At 68.4% G+C, this 13,964-nt stretch carries 16 protein-coding genes; 11 read left to right on the forward strand and 5 right to left on the reverse strand.

The window, feature by feature from the left end; all coding sequences use genetic code 11:
* The first annotated feature begins 55 nt into the window (after positions 1 to 55).
* From OHA18_RS13720 to OHA18_RS13745, 6 genes are all read left to right on the forward strand, one after another.
* Positions 56 to 1,633: an ABC-F family ATP-binding cassette domain-containing protein gene (locus OHA18_RS13720; RefSeq protein ID WP_329004445.1), complete on the forward strand. Its 1,578-nt coding sequence runs from the start codon at positions 56 to 58 to the stop codon at positions 1,631 to 1,633.
* Positions 1,620 to 2,453, forward strand: coding sequence for a Vgb family protein (locus OHA18_RS13725; protein WP_329004446.1), 834 nt, complete (start codon positions 1,620 to 1,622; stop codon positions 2,451 to 2,453). Before OHA18_RS13720 ends, OHA18_RS13725 begins: the two co-directional genes overlap by 14 nt.
* Positions 2,454 to 2,531: 78 nt before the next feature.
* Positions 2,532 to 3,440: a UbiA prenyltransferase family protein gene (locus OHA18_RS13730; protein ID WP_329004447.1), complete on the forward strand. Its 909-nt coding sequence runs from the start codon at positions 2,532 to 2,534 to the stop codon at positions 3,438 to 3,440.
* Positions 3,441 to 4,394 carry a prolyl aminopeptidase gene (gene pip, locus OHA18_RS13735; RefSeq protein WP_329004448.1) on the forward strand — a complete coding sequence of 318 codons (954 nt, stop codon included), beginning with the start codon at positions 3,441 to 3,443 and terminating at the stop codon, positions 4,392 to 4,394.
* Positions 4,395 to 4,488: 94 nt separating this feature from the next.
* Positions 4,489 to 5,298, forward strand: coding sequence for a phytanoyl-CoA dioxygenase family protein (locus OHA18_RS13740; protein ID WP_329004449.1), 810 nt, complete (start codon positions 4,489 to 4,491; stop codon positions 5,296 to 5,298).
* Between the two features lie 66 nt (positions 5,299 to 5,364).
* Entirely contained in the window at positions 5,365 to 5,709 is a 345-nt protein-coding gene (locus OHA18_RS13745; RefSeq protein ID WP_329004450.1) for a hypothetical protein, read from the forward strand.
* An 82-nt stretch (positions 5,710 to 5,791) separates the two neighbouring features.
* On the opposite strand, the gene OHA18_RS13750 is transcribed toward OHA18_RS13745, so the two are convergent.
* Together OHA18_RS13750 and OHA18_RS13755 are read right to left on the reverse strand one after the other, a co-directional pair.
* Positions 5,792 to 6,376, reverse strand: a complete 585-nt coding sequence (locus OHA18_RS13750) for a YdeI/OmpD-associated family protein (RefSeq protein WP_329004451.1) — start codon at positions 6,374 to 6,376, stop codon at positions 5,792 to 5,794.
* Complete coding sequence (locus OHA18_RS13755) at positions 6,373 to 7,338, reverse strand: helix-turn-helix transcriptional regulator (RefSeq protein WP_329004452.1); 966 nt, start codon at positions 7,336 to 7,338, stop codon at positions 6,373 to 6,375. Before OHA18_RS13755 ends, OHA18_RS13750 begins: the two co-directional genes overlap by 4 nt.
* A gap of 88 nt (positions 7,339 to 7,426) precedes the next feature.
* Here OHA18_RS13755 and OHA18_RS13760 point away from each other — a divergent pair, with 88 nt between their 5' ends.
* The 3 genes from OHA18_RS13760 to OHA18_RS13770 all read left to right on the forward strand — a co-directional run bounded on the left by OHA18_RS13760 (position 7,427) and on the right by OHA18_RS13770 (position 10,419).
* Positions 7,427 to 8,380 carry an ATP-binding cassette domain-containing protein gene (locus OHA18_RS13760; RefSeq protein ID WP_329004453.1) on the forward strand — a complete coding sequence of 318 codons (954 nt, stop codon included), beginning with the start codon at positions 7,427 to 7,429 and terminating at the stop codon, positions 8,378 to 8,380.
* On the forward strand, positions 8,380 to 9,162 hold the full coding sequence (locus tag OHA18_RS13765) for an ABC transporter permease (protein WP_329004454.1): 783 nt from the start codon (positions 8,380 to 8,382) through the stop codon (positions 9,160 to 9,162). The genes OHA18_RS13760 and OHA18_RS13765 overlap by 1 nt, the downstream gene beginning before the upstream one ends.
* A 93-nt stretch (positions 9,163 to 9,255) precedes the next feature.
* On the forward strand, positions 9,256 to 10,419 hold the full coding sequence (locus OHA18_RS13770) for a hypothetical protein (RefSeq protein WP_329004455.1): 1,164 nt from the start codon (positions 9,256 to 9,258) through the stop codon (positions 10,417 to 10,419).
* A 51-nt stretch (positions 10,420 to 10,470) separates the two neighbouring features.
* On the opposite strand, the gene OHA18_RS13775 is transcribed toward OHA18_RS13770, so the two are convergent.
* Positions 10,471 to 11,304, reverse strand: a complete 834-nt coding sequence (locus OHA18_RS13775) for an NAD(P)H-binding protein (RefSeq protein WP_329004456.1) — start codon at positions 11,302 to 11,304, stop codon at positions 10,471 to 10,473.
* 91 nt (positions 11,305 to 11,395) lie between these two features.
* On the opposite strand from OHA18_RS13775, the gene OHA18_RS13780 reads away from it, so the two are divergent.
* Both OHA18_RS13780 and OHA18_RS13785 read left to right on the forward strand, forming a co-directional pair.
* Complete coding sequence (locus tag OHA18_RS13780) at positions 11,396 to 12,328, forward strand: AraC family transcriptional regulator (RefSeq protein ID WP_329004457.1); 933 nt, start codon at positions 11,396 to 11,398, stop codon at positions 12,326 to 12,328.
* Between the two features lie 39 nt (positions 12,329 to 12,367).
* Positions 12,368 to 12,886 (forward strand): putative immunity protein, encoded by a 519-nt coding sequence (locus OHA18_RS13785; RefSeq protein WP_329004458.1) that lies wholly within the window; start codon positions 12,368 to 12,370, stop codon positions 12,884 to 12,886.
* Here OHA18_RS13785 and OHA18_RS13790 read toward each other — a convergent pair.
* Together OHA18_RS13790 and OHA18_RS13795 are read right to left on the reverse strand one after the other, a co-directional pair.
* Complete coding sequence (locus tag OHA18_RS13790; protein ID WP_329004459.1) at positions 12,864 to 13,553, reverse strand: dienelactone hydrolase family protein; 690 nt, start codon at positions 13,551 to 13,553, stop codon at positions 12,864 to 12,866. The two genes, OHA18_RS13785 and OHA18_RS13790, sit on opposite strands and share 23 nt — an antisense overlap.
* Before the next feature lie 14 nt (positions 13,554 to 13,567).
* The gene (locus tag OHA18_RS13795; RefSeq protein ID WP_329004460.1) at positions 13,568 to 13,951 is read right to left on the reverse strand and encodes a TIGR03618 family F420-dependent PPOX class oxidoreductase; all 384 of its coding nucleotides are present in this window, start codon (positions 13,949 to 13,951) and stop codon (positions 13,568 to 13,570) included.
* Between the last annotated feature and the right edge of the window lie 13 nt (positions 13,952 to 13,964).

Here is a 13,964-nt window from a genome sequence, read left to right on the forward strand (position 1 = left end):
TCTTCTGACCCGCCGTTCGCCAACCCCGAACCCCGCGTGAGTCAGGAGGATCCTCATGTCTACTCAGCTGTCCCTGCACGATGTCACCAAGTCCTACGATCACCGCCTGGTGCTCGATCAGGTCACCTGCGCCTTCCCGCCCGGGCAGGTCAGCGGCCTGATCGGCGAGAACGGCTCCGGCAAGTCGACCCTGCTGCGGGTCCTGGCCGGTCTCGAGCCGCCCACGGACGGTACGGCGACAGCGGCCGGGAGTATCGGCTTCCTGGCGCAGGACAACCCGCTGCCGCTCGACCTCGACGTGAACGCGCTCGCCGATCACGCCCTGGCCGACCTGCGCCGGATCGAGTCCCGGATGCGCACACTGGAAGGCCTGCTCGCCGGCGGACACACCGACGTCCTGGACGAGTACGGCGAACTCCAGACGGTGTTCGAGATTCGCGAGGGGTACGACGCGGACGCGCGCTTCGCCCGTGCGACGTACGGACTCGGGTTGAGCACACTGCCCGGTGATCGCCGGCTGTCCGAGCTGTCGGGCGGCGAGCTGGCGCGGTTGCACCTGGCCGCCGTACTCGCGTCGTCGCCGGAGATCCTGCTGCTCGACGAGCCGACGAACCATCTGGACGTGTCGGCCGCGATCTGGCTGGAGGATCACCTGCGGTCGCGTCGGGGTACGACGGTTGTCGTGTCGCACGACCGCGCATTCCTGGAGCGCGTGGCGTCGACGCTGTTCGAGGTGGACGGCGACACGCACCGGGTAACGCGGTACGGCACCGGCTTCCAGGGCTACCTCACCGAGAAGGCCGCCGAGCGGGCGCGGATCGCGCAGACCAGGCAGGAGTGGGAGGACGAGGTCGCGGCGACGCGGGTCCTGGTTCGCACCACCGCCGACCGGGTCGCGTACGGGCGGCCGATGACGGACAACAACAAGGTCGCATACGACCGGAAGACCGGTCGCGTCAACGAGGCCGAGCGGAGCAAGATCCGGAACGCGAAGGAACGCCTGCGCCGGTTGGAGGAGGATCCGCCGCCGGTGCCGGCGAAGCCGCTCCGGTTCACCGCGTCGATCCGCACGACCGGCGAGCCGGCCGGGCTGGACGCGGTCGGCGTCGCCGTCACAGACCGGCTGTTGCCCGTCTCGCTCGAAGTACCGCCTGGTGCTCGCGTGCTGATCACCGGACCCAACGGCGTCGGCAAGTCGACGCTCCTCGACGTCCTGGCCGGCGTACTCAAGCCGTCCTCCGGGTACGTCGAACGCCGTGGGCGGATCGGCTACCTCCAGCAGGAGGTGGATGAGGCACGACCAGCGGAAACGTTGCGGCAAGCTCTCGCACGACATCCAGGCGCAGCAGGGCTTGGCCTGTTCCGACGGGACCAGTTGCAGACCAGGATCGGTGCATTGTCCACCGGTCAACGCCGGCGGCTGGCGCTGGCGCGGTTGCTGGCCACGCCGTACGACGTGCTGCTGCTCGACGAGCCGACGAACCATCTGTCGCTCGTGCTCGTGGAGGAATTGGAGTCGGCGCTCGACCGGTACGCCGGCGCGCTCGTCGTCGTCAGTCATGACCGACGGTTCGTGTCGCGCTGGCGCGGCACTGTGATCGATTTGAAGGAGAACGACCATGTCAGTCAGTAAGTACGCGGTCGGCGAAGGACCGTACGGCGTCGCGGTCGCGGGCGGCGAGGTGTGGACGACGCTCGTCCAGGCGGGTCGCGTGGCGACTGCGTCCGGCCGGACGTTCGACCTCGACGCCGCGCAGTCCCGTCCGAGCGTGATTGTCGACGGTCCCGATGATGCCGTCTGGTTCACGCGGAACGGCGACGACCGGATCGGGCGGATCGGGTACGACGGGGTGGTGTCGGCGGTCGAGCTCGCCGGGGCGCCGTACGGGCTGTGCGTCGGGCCGGACGACGCGTTGTGGTGCACGTTGATGAGCGCCGACGCGATCGGGCGGGTGACGGTCGACGGCGAGGTGTCGACGTACCCGATCGGGACGGCCGGGGCGTTTCCGGCGATGATCACGTCGTACGGCGGTGAGCTGTGGTTCACGCTCAACCAGGGCAACGCGATCGGCCGGATGAATCTCGATGGCGAGGTCACCACCTATCCCCTGCCGACCGAATCTGCGGGCCCCGTGGGCATCAGCGCGGGGCCGGATGCGGTCTGGTTCGTCGAGATCCTCACCGACCGGGCCGGCCGGATCACCGCGGACGGGAAGGTCGAGGAGTTCCCGCTTCCCGCCGGATCCAAGCCGCACGCGGTCGCTGCGACGGACGACGGCGGTTGCTGGATCACCTTGTGGGCGGCCGGATCGCTTGTCCAATTGGATGCCGAGGGCAACGTCATCGAACAGGTTGCCTTCGGCGACGGGTCCGAACCGCACGGTCTCGCACTCGACCAGGCCGCGGTCTGGGTCGCCTTGGAGAATGGTTCGTTGGTCCAGGTCGAAGGGTGAGCTGCTTCACTCCCGGGGTGAGGAGCTTCACTCCGTGGAGGGAGGACGGGAGCCGCGCCGCGGGTGGACAGTGGTGATGTGAGCACGGTGGTGCAGGTCCGGGGAACGACCGCGCGAGTTCGCGACATCATCGCGGTGGGGCGGCCGGCGTTCTGGGTGGTGTCGATCGTGCCTTATTACACAGGCATCCTGCTCGCCACCCACCGGCTTGTTCCACCCGTGGAGGAGTGGCCGCGGCTGATCGTCGGCACGGTGGTGATGGGGCCGCTGGTGTGGCTGGCCGTGCTGGCGGTCAACGACGCGTACGACCTGCCGAGCGACCGGCTCAATCCGCGTAAGGCGAAGTCGCCGCTGCTCGACGGACGCATCACGCTCCGAGCGGCCAAGCGACTCGCCTTCGCGGCCGCCGTCGCAGCGGTCGGGCTGAGCCTGCAGGTCGGGGTCGTGTTCGCGCTCGGCGTCCTCCTCGCCGTCCTGCTCGGCTACGCGTACTCGGTCCCGCCGGTGCGGTTGAAGACCCGCGCCGGTTTCGACGTCGCCGTCAACGCGCTCGCCCTCGGCGCCTTCGGACCGCTGGCCGGCTGGGCCGCGATCAACCCGGACCTGAGCGATTTCCCTTGGCTGATGGGCCTGCAAGGCACGCTCGCGGCGATCGGGCTCTACCTCCCGACCACCCTCGCCGACCTGGAAGCCGACCGAGCCGCCGGCTACCACACCGTCGCAGTCCGCTTCGGCGCCCGGACGACGTACCTGATCGGGTACGCCGCCTGGATCGCCGCGGCCGCGCTCTCCGTCGTACTCGCGGCGACCGCCACGATCATCCCGCGCAGCATGTTGCCGCTCGAGGTCGTGATGGTCCCGGTGCTGGTCGCCGCCTACCGGAAACTCATTGGGCCCGGCCAGTCCTTCAAGGGCATCATCGTGCTCTCGTCCCTGTTCCTCGTCCCCTGTGGAACGTTTGCCCTGACCTACACCGGAGTCCTTTAGATGTATGCGGAGATCGAGCCCTACGACCAGGGCATGCTCGACGTCGGCGACGGCAACCTCGTCTACTGGGAGGTCTGCGGCAACCCCGACGGCAAGCCCGCGCTCGTCATCCACGGCGGCCCGGGATCCGGCGCCGGCGCGTGGTGGCGACGGTACTTCGATCCGTCGAAGTACAAGGTCGTTCTCGTCGATCAGCGCAACTGCGGCCGCAGTACGCCGGACGCCGCCGAGCCGGACGTCGACCTGAGCACCAACGACACGGCGCACCTGATCGCGGACTTCGAGCGACTCCGCCGCCAGCTCGGGATCGAGAAGTGGCTGCTCCTCGGCGCGTCGTGGGGCGCGACGCTCGGGCTCGCGTACGCCGAGCAGCACCCGGAGGCGATCTCCGAGATCGTCCTGTTCAGCGTCACCAACACGACCCGGCGTGAGGTCGACTGGGTCACCCGGGACATGGGCCGGATCTTCCCCGAGGAGTGGGCCCGCTTCCGCGACGGCGTACCGGAGGACGATCGCGACGGCAACCTGCCGCTCGCCTACAGCCGGCTCCTGCACGGCCCGGATCCGGCCGTGCGTGAGAAGGCCGCACGCGATTGGTGCGACTGGGAGGATACGCACGTCCGCACCCACCCGAACTGGCAGCCGGACTCCAGGTACGACGATCCCGTCTTCCGGCTGCGGTTCGCGCGGCTTGTCACGCACTACTGGGGTCACGCGGCCTGGCTGGAGGAGGACGTTCTCGTGCGGGAGGCAGGAAAGCTGGCCGGGATCCCGGGTGTGCTGATCCACGGACGGCTCGACATCAGCAGTCCGGCGGGTATCGCCTGGCGGATGGCGCAAGCCTGGCCGGACGCCGAGCTGCACCTGGTCGAGCAGGAAGGGCACGGCGCGGGCGGACGCAGCACCCGTGAGCTGATCCTCGAGGCACTGGACCGTTTCGCATTACGGTCCTGACCACTTTCCCGGCGTGCACGTGCACGTGCACGCCGGGAAAAGATTTGATCACTGATCTTTACAGCGATGAAACGGTCATGAACCCTTGAGTCCCATGACTCTGACCCGCCCGGAGCTCGAGACCGACTACACCCTCAGCCGGTCCGACATCAGGCACTTCGCCGAGCACGGATTCGTGAAGCTGAAGAACGTGCTGGGTGCCGAGACGATCGCGGAGTACGAGCCGGAGATCACCGGCAAGGTGATCGAGCTGAACACCCAGCACCTGCCGCTGGAAGAGCGCGACACCTACGGGAAGGCGTTCCTGCAGGTGACGAACCTGTGGCAGGACAGCGAGCGGGTGCTCGAGTTCGTGTCGTCGCCGCGGCTCGCGCGGATCGCGGCGCAGTTGCTCGGCGTGCAGTCCGTGCGGCTGTACCACGACCAGGCCTTGTACAAGGAGTCCGGCGGCGGGGTCACCCCGTGGCACGCGGATCAGTACTACTGGCCGTTCGCGACCGACCGTTGCGTCACGGTCTGGATCCCGCTGCAGGAAACCCCGATGGAGATGGGTCCGCTGTCGTTCGCAGCCGGCAGCCACACCTTCGAGCACGGCCGCGACCTGCCGATCAGCGACGAATCGGAGCGGGTGCTGCAGGAAGCCCTGTCCGAGCAGGAGTTCCCGGAGGTCTCCGAGCCGTTCCAGCTCGGCGAGGTGAGCTACCACCTCGGCTGGACCTTCCACCACGCGCCGCCGAACGCCACCGACATTCCGCGCCGGGTGATGACGGTGATCTACGTGGACGCCGCGATGGAGATCTCCCCGCCGGTGAACAAGAACCAGGAGGCCGATCTGGCCAGCTGGATGCCCGGCAACCAGCCCGGCGAGACCATCTCCTCGCCGCTCAACCCGATCCTCTACTGACCCACCCCGCGCCGGTCGGGCGCAAGTCACAAGCGCTCTGTACCTATTAGTATGTACGATGCTGCCATGAACCCAGCAGACTCACCGATCAGCCGTGTCGTCGTGCTCGACCAGCAATTGCCGGAGGCGCTTCCGGTCCAGCGCGTCGAGGTGCGCCGGATCACGATCGCGCCGCACACCGCGCTCGGCGCCCACGTCCACAACGGTCCCGTCTTCGGCAACATCGTGTCGGGTACGGCGATCTACCAGCAGGCCGCCGACGGCCCGGCGGAGGTCCTGCATCCGGGCGACGTGTTCTACGAGCCCGCGATCGACCAGATCACCCGCTTCGACACCGAGGACGAGGGCGTCACGTTTCTCGCGTACTTCCCGCTCACGGCCGACCAAGAGGCGACGCTCGACCTGATCTAGGTGGATCTGCACGCATGCACAACCGCCGCCGGCGTCGGCGCGTCGCGCTGTTTCCAGGGGTTTTGCCTGCGTGGGGATCCCCCTACAGCGTTCGCTTCTGCGGGTAGATCGTCTCGCCCCGGGCCAGCTGCCCGACGTACAGCGTGATTCGTTTCGCCCGGGTCTCGGGCCGTTTCGCGTCGTTCACCCGGTGGACGATGGCGAACCGGTTGGCGCTGGTCAGGATCTCGAACATCGCCTGCGCCTTGGGGTTCGCGGCCAGCGCCGCGGCCAGGTCCTCCGGGATCTCCTTCGCGCTCGCCCCGCCGTACGCCTTGTCCCAGCGGCCGTCCGACTTGGCGCGCTCGATCTCCGCGCGCCCGGCCGGACGCATCCGCCCGTCCTGCTCGAGCTGCGCGACCAGGTCGACGTTCCGCTTGGACCACATGCTTCGAGTGCGTCGCGGGGTGTAGCGCTGGATGAACGTCTGCTCGTCGCGGCTCCGGCGCTGCCCGTCGATCCACCCGTGACACAAGGCCTCTTCCAGCGCCTCGTCGTACGTGAGGCTCGTCGGCGTGGTCACGTTCTTCTTCGCGAGCACGAGCCAGACACCGTCCGACTCCTGGTGATGCTCGCCGAGCCAGACCTGCCAGGCTGCGGCATCCACAATGATCAGTTCCGTACTCATGACGCAGCCTCCTGGTAGCGGGCGGCCAACTGGGCCGCGGCATCCTTCAACTCCTGCGGGCCGACGAACTCGAGGTCGCATTCGAACATCCCGAAGGTCGCGGCCAGCCCGGTCCACGACCATGCGCTGAGCACCAGCCTGCAACTCGTCGGCGTGATCTCCTCGACGAACGCCCCAGGCCCGGCCCACTGCGCGATGTCCGACGCCTTCGCCTGCAGGATCGCCTCACCCTGGAACGTGTTCTGTTCCTGGCCGCGGAACCGGCTCGAGATATACGTCGCCACATCCGGCGCCGGCAGTTCGCGCTGACTGAACCGTGGTCCGGTCGGCGTCTTCGGCGTCATCCGGTCGACCCGGAACGTCCGCCAGTCCTTCCGATCCAGGTCCCAGCCGACCAGGTACCACCGGCCGCCCCACGTCACCAGGTGATGCGGCTCCACCTTCCGCGGCGGCACCCACTCGTCCTCCGGCGCGCCCGGTGACGCGTAGTCGAACCGCAGCACCTCCTGCGCGCGGACGGCCATCCCGATCGCGATCAGCTTCTCGGAGTCCACCGTCGTACGCCGGTTCGCATACCGATCGACCGTGGTCACCTGCAGTGCATCGACCCGCTGCCGCAGGCGCGCGGGCATCACCTGACGAACCGTGGCGAGCGCCCGCAGCGCGCCCTCCTCGATCCCGGTGACCGTGGTCGTCGCGGTCTGCAGGGCGACCGCGACCGCGATCGCCTGGTCGTCGTCGAACAGCAGCGGCGGCAGATCGGCCCCCGCGTCCAGGCGGTAGCCGCCATCAGGTCCCTTGGTCGCGCGCACCGGGTAGCCCAGGTCGCGCAGCCGGTCGACGTCGCGGCGGACCGTGCGCGGGCTGACCTCGAGCCGCTCGGCGAGCAGAAGCCCCGGCCAGTCGCGCCGGGCCTGCAGCAGCGACAGCAGCGCGAGGAGTCGAGCAGAGGTTTCGGACATGACTTCAGCTTCCCATGAGTAAGGGACAGAACCTGACCGCTACTCCTGGAAATGTCGTGCTCATCAAGCCCAACCGAAGGAGCCAGTCGTGATCAGCACCCGAGCGCTCACCAGGGATTTCGTGGTGAGCCGTACCGAGACCGTGCACGCCGTCCGCGGCATCAGCCTGGACGTCGAACCCGGCGAGCTGGTCGCCGTCCTCGGCCCGAACGGCGCCGGTAAGACCACCACGTTGCGCATGCTCACCACGTTGATCACCCCGACCTCGGGAACCGCCACGGTCGCCGGGTACGACGTGACCACGCAGCCCGGCCAGGTCCGCCGGCGGATCGGGTACGTCGGCCAGGGCAACGGCGCCGGCCATACCCAACGGGTCGGCGACGAACTGCTCAGCCAGGGCGTGATCTACGGCCTGGACCGCCGCGCCGCGAAGCAACGGACCGGCGAACTGCTCGACGCCCTCGAGCTGAGGGAGCTCGCGCAGCGCAAGGTGTCGGACCTGTCCGGCGGCCAGCGCCGGCGGCTCGACGTCGCGATGGGCCTCGTGCACGCGCCGTCGTTGCTGTTCCTGGACGAGCCGTCGACCGGCCTCGACCCGCAGAACCGCGCGAATCTGTGGGATCACATCCTGCGGATGCGCGAGGAGCACGCGATGACGATCGTGCTGACCACGCACTACCTCGACGAGGCCGACACGATGGCCGAGCGGGTCGTCGTGGTCGACCACGGCGAGGTGATCGCCGACGACACCGCGAGCGCGCTCAAGGCCAAGCTGGCCGGTGACCGGCTCGCACTGACTGTTGCTCCTGACAACCTTTCGCAACTGACGGTGCTGGCCGAGAAGTTGCCCGGAGCCCGCGAAGTCGTTGCCGTCGGCGACGAGCTCAGTGTCCGGGTCGCGGACGGCCCGGCGGCGCTCCCCGAACTGATCGCGGCCGCCCAGCACGACGGCGTACCGATCGCGTCGGCGCAGGTGCACCGCCCGACGCTCGACGACGTCTTCCTCAACCTGACCGGCCGCAACCTCCGAGAGGCAGCCTGATGACCACCCTTACCGTTCCCGGGCCGGCGCTGTTGCGCGACATCCGGATCGTGATGACGCGCGAGCTGAAGCCGGTACTGCGGGATCCGTTCACCTTGCTGTTCGGGATGATCCAGCCGCTGGTGTTCCTGGCCCTGTTCGGGCCGTTGCTGTCGGGTTCGATGGGCGGCACGTTCGGTGACGGCGTCTGGCAGTGGTTCGTGCCGTCGATCCTGGTGATGACCACGCTCTTCGGTACGTCGACCACCGGCGCGAACCTGCTGTTCGAGTTCCAGACCGGTGCGCACGAACGGATGCTGGTCACACCGCTGTCGCGTTCGTCGTTGCTGATCGGCCGGGCGCTGAAGGAGATGGTGCCGCTGTTCGGGCAGGCGGTGATCGTGATCGCGGTGATGACGCCGTTCGCGTTCGACCTGCACGTCGGTGGTGCACTGGTCGGCCTGGCGCTGCTCGCGGTGTTCGGGGTCGGACTCGGTTCCTTCAGCTACGCGCTGGCGATTGCGGTCCGCAAGCAGGACTGGATGTTCTGGGTGGTGCAGCAGACATTCCTGTTCCCGTTGATGATCCTGTCCGGGATGCTGCTGCCGCTGGAGACGGGCCCGGGCTGGATGCGAGTGGCATCCAAGTTCAACCCGCTGTCGTACCTCGTCGACGCCGAGCGGACGCTGTTCTCGGGTGATGTCTGGTCGAGCGCGGTGCTCTGGGGCTGGGTCGCGGCGATCGTGACCGCGCTGCTCGGACTGACGATCGGCATCCGGGCGATGCTCCGCTCGGCCGCTTGACCCAATCGGGTCATTGGCTCGGCTGCGCCGTTCTCATCGGTGAAAATCACCTACGGTAGCGCTCAGATCACCCACCGCCCCTAAGGAGATCTGATGAGGCCCCGCCCCGCCTTGTTCGCCGTACTGACTTCGCTGGCCGCCGCCGCGCTCGCCACCTCGAGCGCGGTGGCGGCTCCGGCTCCGTCCGCCGACACCGCCCGCACGGTCGTCGCCCCGGCCGCGACCGACACCGACGGCGACTCGTTGCCGGACGCATGGGAGACGAACGGGTACGACGCCAACGGTGACGGCGTCGTCGATGTGGACCTGCCCGCGATGGGCGCGAATCCGAACAAGAAGGACCTGTTCGTCGAGATGGACTACATGTCCGGTCGCCTTGCCAGTACGGCGGCGCTGGACCGGATCGTCCAGGTCTTCGCATCCGCCCCGGTCAGCAACCCGGACGGCACCACCGGCGTCAGGATCCACCTCGACGCCGGCACCGCCCGCGGTACGGCGTACAACCTGGGTGGTGGCAACGAGGTCGCGTACGACGACGACCTCAATCCGTCGGCCACCCAGACCAACGCGGTCAAGGCAGCCAACTTCGCGGCGGTCCGCAAGGCGGTCTTCCACTACATGATCTGGGGAGACAGCTACGACGGCGGCTGCAGCAGCGGCCAGGCGTTCAACATCCCGAACGACACGTTCATCGTCACGGTCGGCCCGAAGTGCGGGTGGAACGCGACCGACGACACCAACGTCGGCACCTTCATCCACGAGCTCGGGCACAACATCGGCCTGAAGCACGGCGGCACCGACAACCTGAACTACAAGCCGAACTACCTGAGCGTGATGAACTACTCGTTCCAGCTCGGCGGCGTACTCAAGGCCGACGGCACGAAGTACTGGGGCTACTCGAACGTCCAGCCGACGTCGATCAACGAGGCCCGGCCGGACGAGACGGTCGGTCTGGGCAGCCTGGGCGCCGGGTACAAGACCAGCTGGAAATGCCCGAACGGCTCGACCCGGGTCACGGCCGGCGCGGCGAACGCGCCGATCGACTGGAACTGCGACGGTGACACCACCGACACCACCACCGCGGCGGACATCAACGGCGACAAGACCACGTCGATCCTGATCGCGCAGAACAACTGGGCGAACATCGTCTTCGGCGGCGGCGCCGTCGGTGGGGGCACGACGCCCCGCACCAAGACGCCGGCGGCGGAGCTGCAGGAGCTCACCCACGACGAGTGGGTCTCGATGCAGCACAAGTAGTCCAAGCCGAAGCCCTCGCGCCTTCAGGTGGGTGCGAGGGCTTCGGCTTGTTCAGACCGCCCAGACCCCGGTCTTCGCGGTCTCGCGGGCCCAGTCGGTGAAGTCGCGGGGCGGTCGGCCGAGCACCTGCGCGACGCCGTCGGAGACGTACTCCGAGCGGTGGTTGCGGATCACGGCGAACAGGTCGCGGACCGCGTCGGCATCTTCCTGGACGAGGCCCTGCTCGATCAGTTCGGCGACGTGTGCCTCCGGCTCGAGGTCGACGTACCCGATCGGGCGGCCGGTGGCGGCGGACAGTTCGTCGGCGATCTCGGTCATGGTGAGGGTGCGCGGGCCGGAGATCGCGAGGGTCTGACCGACGTACGACTCGTCGAGGAGCGCGGTGGTCATCACGTCACCGACGTCGTTGGTGTCGATCCATGCCTCGGCGCCGGTGCCGGCGGACAGCCGGATCTCGCCCGCCAGCACGTGGTACCGGAGGAAGTCCTCGCTGAAACCCTGCGCGAACCAGGCCGGCTGCACGATCGTCCAGTCCCGGCCCCTCGCCTTGACGACGTTCTCCAGCTCGAGCTGACCGTCGTACACAGCGAAGTCGCGACCCGGGCTGCCGACGCCACGACCGGACAACAGCACCACACGCCTCAGACCGTTGGCCTGCTCGATGAACTTGCCGGCCTGAGCGAGTCCGGTCGGCCCGACCGGCGGCGCGAGGTACGCCGTCTCCGCACCGGCGAGTGTCGGCGCCCACGTGCTCTCGTCGTACCAGTCGAACCGCTGCTCGCTGGACCGCGAGGCGAGGCGGTACGGGACCTGTCGTGCGTCGAGCTGTGCCGCGACGCGACGGCCGGTCTTGCCTTTGCCACTGAGGATCAGAATCGGTGTCATGGCTCTAGTTCAGCGGGCTTGAGTGAGACAAACCATGGCCATACGGCGCAATTCGATGTTCGAGACACTCAGCCTGGCGTACTCTCGTCGCATGGACGTGCTCGACGAACTGCTGGCCGGGACCCGCGCCCAGGACGGGGTGTTCAACCTGACCATCCTGGATCTTCCCTGGGCGCTGGAGATCCGGGATGAAGCGCCGCTCGCGCTCGCGACCCTGGTGCGCGGCTCCGGCTGGGTGACCCGCGACGGGATCGCGCCGCAGCGGATGGAGCAGGGTGACGTCGCGATCTTCACCGGCCCGGAGCCGTACGTCGTCGGCGACAGCGTGCAGACCGCGCCGCAACTGCGGATCCACCCCGGCGGCATCTGCGAACCGTTGCCTGGGGCACCGGTCGACTACTCGGCCCGGCTCGGTGTCCGGACCTACGGCAGCCGCAAGTCCGGTGAGGTAATGGTTGCCAGCGGCACCTATCAGCTGGCCGGCGACGTGAGCCGGCGTCTGGTGACCGCGTTGCCGCCGGTGCTCGTCGTGCCGGCCGCGGAGGTGGCGGGGTCGGTGATGGAGATGATCTCGGGCGAGATCCAGCGGGACGCGGTCGGCCAGCAGAGCGTCCTGGACCGATGGCTCGACCTGGCGCTGATCACCACGTTGCGAGCGTGGTTCGACCGGCCGGACTCGCACGCGCCGGGGTGGTACCAGGCGCACACCGATCCGGTCGCCGGTACGGCGTTGCGGCTGCTGCACGAGGATCCGGCGCACCCGTGGAACGTCACGGATCTCGCCGATCGGGTCGGGGTGTCGCGGGCCTCGTTGGCCCGGCGGTTCACGGCCGTGGTGGGCGAGGCGCCGATGAGCTACCTGACCGGCTGGCGGATCACGCTCGCCGCGGATCAGCTGCGGTCGACCCGGGACACGGTCGAGACGATCGCTCGGCGGGTCGGGTACGCCAATGCGTTCGCGTTGAGCGTTGCGTTCAAACGGGTCCGCGGGATCACGCCTACCGATCATCGCCGGGCGGCCTGAAAGCTTAAACCTACTGGTTCAACGTTACGATTGAGGCTCATGGAGATCGCGTTGAGCCTCGACGAACTGCGGCAGCTCAGCCTCTGGAGTGCGGACTGCGCGGAGCGGGCGTTGCCTCTGTATGAGGCGGTCGTTCCCGATGATCGGCGGCCGCGCGCGGCGATCGAGACCGCCCGCGAGTTCGGTGCCGGAGGCAACAGAACGAAGGCGATCCGGACGGCTGCGTGGGGCGCTCTGAAGGCAGCGGGTGACGTCACCGATCCGGCCGCGGAGGCTGCTGCGCGGGCAGCCGTTGCGGCTGCGGGTTCGGCGTACCTGCATCCGTTGGCGGCGGCCACTCAGGTGAAGCACATCGTGGGCGCCGCGCAGTACGCGGCGTACGCGCACGAGCTGGCGGAGCGCGATCCCGAGGTCATCGTCAACTGGGCGATCGACCGTGTGCCACCTGTGGTCCGGGACGTACTGCGGCGCTACCCGGAGGGCACGCCCGGCCGCAGCCGGCTCGGCGAACTGCACCGCCAACTGGAGTCGGCGCTCAGGCAACCGTCGCCTTCATGAACGCCAGCGCCTGCGGCCACGCCAACCGGAACGCGTCGGCATTCACGTCCTTGTCGTGCCGCGACTTGTCCGAGAACCCATGGTCCGCACCGGGGAAGTACTGCGTGAACGTCGCGCCGGCCGTCCGCGCCTGCAACACCGTCTGCAACGTCTCGAAGTCGGCGTTCGGTACGGCGGTGTCCGCACTCGGATAGCTCACCAGCACCGGCGCGGTGATCGCTGCCGCCTCGGCGATCGCGTCGTACGTGTGATGCGGTGGCCGGTCGGATGGAACCGTCGGGTGGAAGGCGACGACATTCGCAACCCGTTGATCACGCGCCCCGAGCAGGAACGCGAACCGCCCACCGAGGCACCACCCGATCACGCCGACCTTGTCGCACCCGAGCTCGTCGACGAGGTAGTCCAGCAGCGCGCTCTGCTCCGCGAGAGCAGTGTCGTCGTCCATCTGCCGCAGCAACCCGCTCAGGTCTTGCCGACTGGTGTTGTCCGTACTGCGGCCCTTGAACGGATCCCATGCCAGCGCGGTGATCCACTCCCCCGCCAGCTCGTCCGCCCAGGCCCGGACCTGCTCGCCGATCCCGGTGATCATCGGAAGCAACAGCATCCCGGCCCGTCCGACCCGCGCGAGATAAGCGTCCTGCTCCCCAACCGTCACAGTCACACCCATGCGCGCATCCTAAGTCAGGACACGCCGACGGTCTGGTGGTCCGGCTCGATGACGCCGATGACGCGGTCGAGGGAGCGGTCGTACGGCTGACCGATGTACTTCATCGCGATCTGGTCGACGAGGTCCCAGCCGGCGTCGCCGTCGATCCACTCGACGACGCGGCCGCGGACGATGACCGGCTCGTACGGGTTGTCGACGGGCGCGAGCGACAGGGCGACGCGCGGATCGCGGCGGAGGTTGCGGGCCTTCTGGGAATCAGGCCCGGTCAGGAAGATGATGCGGTCCTCGAGCGTGGTGACCCACAGCGGGATCGAGTGCGGCGACCCGTCCGGCAGAACGGTGGCCAGATGAGCGATCGAGTTGCTTTCGACGGCACGGCGTACGGCGGGCTTCAGCATGATTCTGTTCCTT

Origin of the sequence: Kribbella sp. NBC_00709, assembly GCF_036226565.1 — a bacterium.
GTDB lineage: Bacteria > Actinomycetota > Actinomycetes > Propionibacteriales > Kribbellaceae > Kribbella.

What these genes read in the sequence shown, in the direction of transcription:
- OHA18_RS13740 (WP_329004449.1), top strand. Translation starts at nt 4,489, where the DNA reads ATGACTCTGACCCGCCCGGAGCTCGAGACCGACTACACCCTCAGCCGG.
- OHA18_RS13765 (WP_329004454.1), top strand. Translation starts at nt 8,380, where the DNA reads ATGACCACCCTTACCGTTCCCGGGCCGGCGCTGTTGCGCGACATCCGG.
- OHA18_RS13795 (WP_329004460.1), bottom strand. Translation starts at nt 13,951, where the DNA reads ATGCTGAAGCCCGCCGTACGCCGTGCCGTCGAAAGCAACTCGATCGCT.
- OHA18_RS13755 (WP_329004452.1), bottom strand. Translation starts at nt 7,338, where the DNA reads ATGTCCGAAACCTCTGCTCGACTCCTCGCGCTGCTGTCGCTGCTGCAG.
- OHA18_RS13750 (WP_329004451.1), bottom strand. Translation starts at nt 6,376, where the DNA reads ATGAGTACGGAACTGATCATTGTGGATGCCGCAGCCTGGCAGGTCTGG.
- pip (WP_329004448.1), top strand. Translation starts at nt 3,441, where the DNA reads ATGTATGCGGAGATCGAGCCCTACGACCAGGGCATGCTCGACGTCGGC.
- OHA18_RS13780 (WP_329004457.1), top strand. Translation starts at nt 11,396, where the DNA reads ATGGACGTGCTCGACGAACTGCTGGCCGGGACCCGCGCCCAGGACGGG.
- OHA18_RS13775 (WP_329004456.1), bottom strand. Translation starts at nt 11,304, where the DNA reads ATGACACCGATTCTGATCCTCAGTGGCAAAGGCAAGACCGGCCGTCGC.
- OHA18_RS13720 (WP_329004445.1), top strand. Translation starts at nt 56, where the DNA reads ATGTCTACTCAGCTGTCCCTGCACGATGTCACCAAGTCCTACGATCAC.
- OHA18_RS13745 (WP_329004450.1), top strand. Translation starts at nt 5,365, where the DNA reads ATGAACCCAGCAGACTCACCGATCAGCCGTGTCGTCGTGCTCGACCAG.
- OHA18_RS13790 (WP_329004459.1), bottom strand. Translation starts at nt 13,553, where the DNA reads ATGGGTGTGACTGTGACGGTTGGGGAGCAGGACGCTTATCTCGCGCGG.
- OHA18_RS13785 (WP_329004458.1), top strand. Translation starts at nt 12,368, where the DNA reads ATGGAGATCGCGTTGAGCCTCGACGAACTGCGGCAGCTCAGCCTCTGG.
- OHA18_RS13770 (WP_329004455.1), top strand. Translation starts at nt 9,256, where the DNA reads ATGAGGCCCCGCCCCGCCTTGTTCGCCGTACTGACTTCGCTGGCCGCC.
- OHA18_RS13725 (WP_329004446.1), top strand. Translation starts at nt 1,620, where the DNA reads ATGTCAGTCAGTAAGTACGCGGTCGGCGAAGGACCGTACGGCGTCGCG.